This is a genomic window from Aeromonas sp. L_1B5_3, assembly GCF_963866575.1.
Classification (GTDB): Bacteria; Pseudomonadota; Gammaproteobacteria; order Enterobacterales; family Aeromonadaceae; genus Aeromonas; species Aeromonas jandaei.
Genome location: NZ_CAWMDN010000150.1, coordinates 1 through 6,295 on the forward strand (window position 1 = coordinate 1; position 6,295 = coordinate 6,295).

12 protein-coding genes are annotated in these 6,295 nt (G+C 57.8%); 2 read left to right on the plus strand and 10 right to left on the minus strand.

The window, feature by feature from the left end; translation table 11 throughout:
* Positions 1 to 46: 46 nt before the first annotated feature.
* Positions 47 to 337: a hypothetical protein gene (locus tag AACR93_RS19795; protein ID WP_043849765.1), complete on the plus strand. Its 291-nt coding sequence runs from the start codon at positions 47 to 49 to the stop codon at positions 335 to 337.
* Positions 338 to 513: 176 nt separating this feature from the next.
* On the opposite strand, the gene AACR93_RS19800 is transcribed toward AACR93_RS19795, so the two are convergent.
* The 9 genes from AACR93_RS19800 to AACR93_RS19840 all read right to left on the minus strand — a co-directional run bounded on the left by AACR93_RS19800 (position 514) and on the right by AACR93_RS19840 (position 5,040).
* Positions 514 to 1,389: a replication initiation protein gene (locus tag AACR93_RS19800; RefSeq protein ID WP_128345676.1), complete on the minus strand. Its 876-nt coding sequence runs from the start codon at positions 1,387 to 1,389 to the stop codon at positions 514 to 516.
* Positions 1,390 to 1,675: 286 nt separating this feature from the next.
* On the minus strand, positions 1,676 to 1,963 hold the full coding sequence (locus tag AACR93_RS19805) for a hypothetical protein (RefSeq protein ID WP_043849767.1): 288 nt from the start codon (positions 1,961 to 1,963) through the stop codon (positions 1,676 to 1,678).
* Positions 1,964 to 1,966: 3 nt separating this feature from the next.
* Positions 1,967 to 2,299: a type II toxin-antitoxin system CcdA family antitoxin gene (locus AACR93_RS19810; RefSeq protein ID WP_052497043.1), complete on the minus strand. Its 333-nt coding sequence runs from the start codon at positions 2,297 to 2,299 to the stop codon at positions 1,967 to 1,969.
* Positions 2,300 to 2,313: 14 nt separating this feature from the next.
* Positions 2,314 to 2,844, minus strand: coding sequence for a hypothetical protein (locus AACR93_RS19815; RefSeq protein ID WP_043849768.1), 531 nt, complete (start codon positions 2,842 to 2,844; stop codon positions 2,314 to 2,316).
* Positions 2,845 to 2,858: 14 nt separating this feature from the next.
* Positions 2,859 to 3,152 carry a type II toxin-antitoxin system RelE/ParE family toxin gene (locus AACR93_RS19820; protein WP_011222050.1) on the minus strand — a complete coding sequence of 98 codons (294 nt, stop codon included), beginning with the start codon at positions 3,150 to 3,152 and terminating at the stop codon, positions 2,859 to 2,861.
* Positions 3,140 to 3,406, minus strand: coding sequence for a CopG family ribbon-helix-helix protein (locus AACR93_RS19825; protein ID WP_231556881.1), 267 nt, complete (start codon positions 3,404 to 3,406; stop codon positions 3,140 to 3,142). Before AACR93_RS19825 ends, AACR93_RS19820 begins: the two co-directional genes overlap by 13 nt.
* Before the next feature lie 401 nt (positions 3,407 to 3,807).
* Entirely contained in the window at positions 3,808 to 4,080 is a 273-nt protein-coding gene (locus AACR93_RS19830) for a hypothetical protein (protein WP_156152876.1), read from the minus strand.
* Between the two features lie 114 nt (positions 4,081 to 4,194).
* Positions 4,195 to 4,503, minus strand: a complete 309-nt coding sequence (locus AACR93_RS19835; RefSeq protein WP_043849771.1) for a hypothetical protein — start codon at positions 4,501 to 4,503, stop codon at positions 4,195 to 4,197.
* Positions 4,504 to 5,040 carry a hypothetical protein gene (locus tag AACR93_RS19840; RefSeq protein ID WP_043849772.1) on the minus strand — a complete coding sequence of 179 codons (537 nt, stop codon included), beginning with the start codon at positions 5,038 to 5,040 and terminating at the stop codon, positions 4,504 to 4,506.
* A 160-nt stretch (positions 5,041 to 5,200) separates the two neighbouring features.
* Here AACR93_RS19840 and AACR93_RS23170 point away from each other — a divergent pair, with 160 nt between their 5' ends.
* A complete protein-coding gene (locus AACR93_RS23170) occupies positions 5,201 to 5,602 on the plus strand; it encodes a hypothetical protein (protein ID WP_316942068.1) in 402 nt (133 codons plus the stop codon).
* Positions 5,603 to 5,738: 136 nt separating this feature from the next.
* Here the strand turns inward: AACR93_RS23170 and AACR93_RS19850 are convergent, their stop codons facing one another.
* Positions 5,739 to 6,152, minus strand: coding sequence for a MobC family plasmid mobilization relaxosome protein (locus tag AACR93_RS19850; RefSeq protein ID WP_043849774.1), 414 nt, complete (start codon positions 6,150 to 6,152; stop codon positions 5,739 to 5,741).
* Positions 6,153 to 6,295 lie beyond the last annotated feature (143 nt).

The window sequence follows — 6,295 nt, forward strand, 5'->3', positions numbered from 1 at the left end:
CAGTGACACATAATCAATTACCGTTACAGTGACAGGAAATAACACCATGAAGGACACCAAGGATCAGGGGACTGGGGACATGTTTGGCATCAAGCGCGGACGGGGTAGGCCAAAAACCGGATCAGCCAAAACAGGGGCAGAACGACAAGCAGCCTACCGTGCAAAGCAGCAGGACAATAACGTTACTGTGACGATAAATCGGGCATTGGTGGAGGGGCTGGATGCCCAGATGCAAGCGATCCGGGATGGAGGGTCGGTGGTGGTGCTGACCCCAGAACAGGCCGGGGAGATCCTGCGGGCACTGCGAACAGCAGAGAACAAACAGCTCCGGGGATAAGACCTATTGCCCACAGGCCAAACACACGGCCTGATGGACAACCCTTCGGGAACGGCCTTACCCCCCTCGCAACGATCCTCTCTCTGGAATGATTGTAAGGACTTAAAGAGACCCCTTTGCGGGGAAAAAGACCCCCTCAAAGGGGGGGATCAACTGATAGCTTTGTTTCGCGATCGCTATTTTGAAATCTTGGCGTATTTGCTGACGGTACTCGCCGAGATTTTAAGATCCTGCGCTATCGAACTATGTGGATGCCCTTCGGCCTTCATCTTCTGGATCGCCTCCCACAACTCCCAGTTCGTTGATTTTGGCCTTCCCCCGCCCTTGGACACCTTGCCACCGATAAGACCGCCCTTCCGACCCAGCTCGGCCTTGATGGCCCGCAGCTCTGGCGTCAGGATGCAGCCCGCCCCGGTGTAGCGGTAGTAGACAAATCCCGCCACGCTCTTGGCCACATAACCCACCTCACGGGCAGGCAATGCCCCTCTGTCACTGACGATCTGCTCTGACATTGCCAAGGCTCGTGTCACTACCTGACGATGCCAAACCTCATAGGACGCGCTACGAGCGATTTCTACCTGTGGGTAAGCCCATCGCCTCATCTCATCAAACAAAGCGTTATTACGGCCATCAGGGGCGTTTATGGAGTGGTCCAGTGCCTTGGCTCGCCGTACCGACAGATTCACCGGTTCAGCCAACTCGGAAAGCGTGTGTGTCCGCCAGTGCCGCCAGTCTGTATCGTTGATGAAGGCGCAGGGGTTACGATGGATGTGACGCGCAAAGCAAAGATCGGCCCCGTAATGCTCGTCATAGGCGGCCTCGATGGCCGTCAGATAGCGGTACGGCTGGCGCTCGCGTACCTCAGGCTGGCAATAAACCGGGTCTTTCAGCAGCCAGAAGGCTTGGTGCCGATGGGGATTGGTCTGGTTGTAGACCACCACGTTCGGCTCGATGTCGTACAGGGTGTGGGCATGAACAGTTGGCGAACTGTCATGATCGACCATCAGCCAATGACGGTCATTGAGATGCGCCCTGATGCGTTCGATCTGCATGGCGCTATCGCGAGGTAGCCAGTAGGTAGGGCCGCCCTTAACGGGCTGACACTCGACAAATTCGGGCAGGAGTTGCTTGAAGTTACCTAGCAATGCTAACCGCCTTATTGGCGGTTCTGGGTTGTCTGATATCTTGCATGTGTTATGCTTTCCCTGTTCTTTGTGAACGGCCCCGAATTACTGTTTCCTCCGCCAAGATGAAACGCAGTAGTTCGGGGTTTGTCTTTTCTGGGCAATACGTTACAGCACTAACTTTGCCTCGGCAACGTTACCTATCCCAGTAGTTTCACAGCTCTCCAAGATGCTTCCTGACCCCCTTCTTTGGGCTGGTCAAACGCTCACGAACGACAGCGAAAATTGCATCATCCCCATCTGAATTACTTGATGCGTGAACTGCAATAACTCTCTCTGATGCTTGCTGGGCAATCACCTTGGCCTCGTCTAAATCGAGCCAGTCGATACGCGATAACCAATAAAATGCGGCTGCATACTCTTCACCAGGTGAAGCAAACGCCTCGTCTTTAGCTCCCTGATACAAGATGCACCTCTCGTATTTATTAGGCAGTCTACGCATCAGTCACTCCCCGCTAATATCAAAGCCTAACTCTCGTTCTACATCGTCCAGTGAGTGCAGGGTCTCTTCTCCATTGCTAACCCTCTCCATGACCTGCTCGACATCAAATAATCCATCGGAAAATAAGCCGCGCTCTTCGACTATCCGATTCAGTTCTTGGATGGCCTCATGGTTCTCAAGCTTCCAACGGTCGGCCTCTGCGTTTTTCCGCTGGCCCAACTGATTGAACTTCGCTGCCATCTCTTTTTCCGGCAAAAAGTCACCAGTATCTGCCTCACTCAATGCAGCCTCAATGTGTGAGCGCTCCCAAGCCTCTTGGTCCAAATCACCTTGCATATCTTGGTTCTCGTTTACCACGGTGGAGTGTCGTCAACCGGCACCCGGTTCTTCCGTGCGGCTTTGGTTTCCGCTTTGAGCTGATTAATCTTCGCTTCAGCCTGCTCCGGCGGCAAAGTCTTGCGCCATTCAGCACGCTGCTTGCTTCGTTCTGCCTTGGCTGCTCTTCGTTGCTTTTTCTCTGCCTGATCGGCCTTGTGCTGCACCTTCTTGCTCTGTGGCTTATTGGGCTCTGGCAAGGTCTTACCTGTTTTCTCTGCGTGACGCTTTAATGCCGCCGCCTTGCGCTCTTCAAAGGTTAACGCCTTATCAATCAACCGACCCCTTTGTATTGCCTCGCCCACCGCTTGCCCTGCAAGTTCAGGAGCTACGTCTACAACGTCCAGTTTTGCCCTTGGGGTAGGTCTGTTCTTCTTCTGCCGAGCCTGCTGCAACCGAGTAATTTCGCTCATCTCATCAGCAGGGTTGCGGAGGAGATCCAGCCCTGTAGCTCGCTTGTCTGCCTTAGCGTTTTTAGTAGCTTTTTCCCAGTTCAAACCACCCATTACACCTCCCTGACCTAAATAAACCCGGCTTCGCGCTGGTGACGCAGAGCCAAGATCACTACGGTTTCGCCCTCTAGGCGGTAACGCGCCAGATAACCACTGTCCCCAAAGGGGATAACCCACTCGCGGAACACCTCCGGGAGCCCTTCAATAGGACGCCCCATCGCGGGTTGTTGCCCGAGCTGGGCCAGCGCCGAACGGATGGTTTGGGCTGCTCGCTGTGCAACAACCGGGCTCTTACTGTGCAAGAACTCGCGCAGCCGTTTAAGGTCACGCAGAGCAGCCGGAGAGAGGATCACTTGTGGCATGCAGGTGCACCACCTTCAATCTCGGTGCCCCAACCAGCCAACCACTGATCGGCCTCCTCAAGAGAGACATGCAAACCAGTCTCCTGAAACTCCTGCCAAGCATCGAGGGTATCGCGGCGGAACGCCTCCTTGCGCTCTTCGCGCTCAACATACTGGGTGATAGCTTCGCGCATCATCCAGTGCGCTGAACGGTCGCGGGCAGCAGCTAGCTGCTTGATCCGGCTTTGGGTATCGCTATCAAGTTTGATAGACATGGGTTTGGTAGCTGCGGACATAAAACCTCACTGTTAGCCAAAGGTATTACCTAGTGATACCTAAATTTACCACGCAATCCAAGCGCCGTCACAACCCGATTGCAGTACTGCAATGTCGCCCCCGAACTGGGGCGACTAGCGCAGTCTGTCGCAGCGAGCTCGGGGGCAGCCAAGCGCAGCGCGGCAGAACGGGCTAGACCTTCATCCACCGCAGCAGCAGGGCTGCCAACGCTATCCACGCCGCCACGTCCCAAGAAGGCCCCGCCAAGGCGCTGTAGAGCGGCCCAAGGCCCAACCAGTCCGCAACCCAGTACAGCAGGGCTTTCGCCGCAAACACGGCGGCCACAGCTGCCACCGTATGCCACAGCATCAACCCCGGAAACCGATCACTCAATCGCACCTCAATCCACCTCCACGCCAGCATCGAGCAGCCGTTGCCGCCATGTATCGGCGGACAGCAGGGCATAGTGGGCCACCTGCTGGCGCAGGTATTCGGTATCAATGACGATCCAGCGACTGCCGTCGTCATCGATCATCCAGTCGATGGTCGCATCGAGGAGGTCGATCAGCGGCTTTCCATCGGCCCATAGCCACGGGGAGCCTTGATAGCTCGCCAGTTCGTACTCAACCGGGGGGAACTGGCGAATATGCGCCACCGTGTCAGGTGTACCCAACCGACCTGATTTCATACCCGATCTCCTTAATTATTGTCACTGTGACGATATATCACATGCTAAATCCACGATCTCGCCGCTGCTCTTTTCGCAGCTCCGCAGCCCTGTCGGCGATCAGCGCTGCGCCCTCTGCAAGGCGTCCAGCGCCTCGTTCAAGTCGTTGACACTGCTGCTTAAGCTGCCAAGCGCTGTCGTTGTCGCTCTGTTCGACCGCTCTACCCCGCTCTGCAACGTCTCGAACGAACGCTGTAGCTCGCCGCATAACACCCCGCAACTCTCCAGCGCGCTGGTGCAAGCGATCTGCAACTCGCTCAAAGAACGCGCCTGCTGCTGTAATTGCTGCTCCAAAGCCGTCGTTTGCTGCTGGTGTGCCGTTTCTATCCGCTCCAGCCTGTCGAGTAGCACCCGTTCCAGTTCGGTCATTCACTTCACCTCCACAGCCATTTTGTCGCTGTCCTTCACGTTGAACGGTTGCCCCAATGTCGGCGCGAGGATGTAGCTCTTGCCGCCCTGATGGACGAAGGTCACTCCGGTCGGAAGCTGCGCCAGCGTGGCTTTCGCGCTGCTGATCTCGCTGTTCAACCGCTGAACCTCGCTGCCCATCCAGCTCAATACCCCCCAGCTCCCCAACCCTATCCCCACTGCGGTGCACACCCCAACCAGCAAGGCTTTGAGCCAGACGCTGGAGATCAGCTTGAGGGTGTTGGCCTCGCTCCGGGCCTGCTCCAAGACCTCCCTCAATGGGTCGGTCGAGTCGGAGATCTGTTGGGGCAATCCCTCTATCCCGTCCCGGATAGCGCCCACGGTTGTATTCAGCTCGTCGTTCACACGCTTTTTTAAGTCTTTCTTGAGCTCGTCGAGCACCGCTTTCGCTAACTTCTCCACCTCGCCCAATTCCTGCTCTTGCCGCTGCTTGAGCCTCTCGCTCAAGCGTTCTTTCTGCTGTCCAAGATGCTCCATATAACTCTCCCCTTAACCGGACGGCTTTGGGGTAGCCCTCCGGCTTGATGCTGATGTAATCCATGCCCGTTCGCGTGATTTCGCACCCGAGCGATTCTTGCAGGTAGGCTCGCAGCTCGGCGGCGTTTGTGATCACCCCCTGCGCGGTGGCCCCGATTAGGTGGTCGGTGATCTGTTTTTTGATGGCCGGGTGGTCGCCCTTGTATGCCTCGAAATCCGGCCGCAGCAGCCGTGCCCGGAGCGGGTCGTCTGGCCGCGCCCAGCCCTTGGCATGATTGTGTTTGTCCCTGACCGCATAGAAGTCGTCGCGTTGACCTGGTGGAGCCGGGTTGAACGATTTTCCGCTGCCCAAGTGAACACGGGGGATCAGGATGTGCACATGCGCCCCGCCGCCCGGTTCGTCGTGCTGGACGACGGTCATGTGGTAGTCCTCCGGCTCCAGTCCTGCAAATGCCAGCGCCTCGAAATCGGCCAGCACCTCGTCGATCTCGGCAGCGGTCGGTGCCTCCTCGGCGGCCCACGAAATCACCGCGCTGGAGTACCGCTGCTGGAACGGCAGTGAGTCGGCCACCGCCGCGAACAGCGCCGGATCCCCCCGCAGTACCGTCACCCCGGCCCGCTCCGCTCCGGTGTGGTCGTGCGCCCCAAGCAGGTAGGCCGAGGCGCGGGCGCCGCTGCCCGTACCGTGGGCTAGGAATTTAACGTGCATCGCTGCTGCTCTCCTTGGTGGTCGGCTTGGGGGGAGGAGGCAACTGGGGCAGCAAGTGGGCTGCCTCAGCCTCGATGCTGCGCAGCAGGGCCAGCACTTCCACCAGTTGCACCGACGAGCCGGCCAACCGGCATTCGTTCAGGGCTCGGGCTATCTGGTTGAGGTTGTTGCTCATCCCGGCCAACTGGCGCATCAACGCCGGGTCGGCATCGTTGCTGGTATCGCGGACACGGACGGGACGGCGCTGGGGCGTCGGCAAATTCGTCTGCTGATTGGCATCCACCGCACCCCGGATCCAGTCAGACACACTGAGCCCGGATGCGGTCGCCCGCTCGCGCCATTCGGCGGCGGTCGGCTTGTCGATCCTGACGCTGACGGTGGTTATCTTTTGGACCTTGGACACGCTGCCTCCGGCTGTGGGTTTAGGGGGATTGAAGGGGCATAGCCCCTCACCAGCCCCGTGTTACGTTGAGCCGCGAAGCAGGCTAAAACGTAATACGGGTACGCTGGCTAAATACCAGTACAGCAAAAAAATAGGGGGGCGGC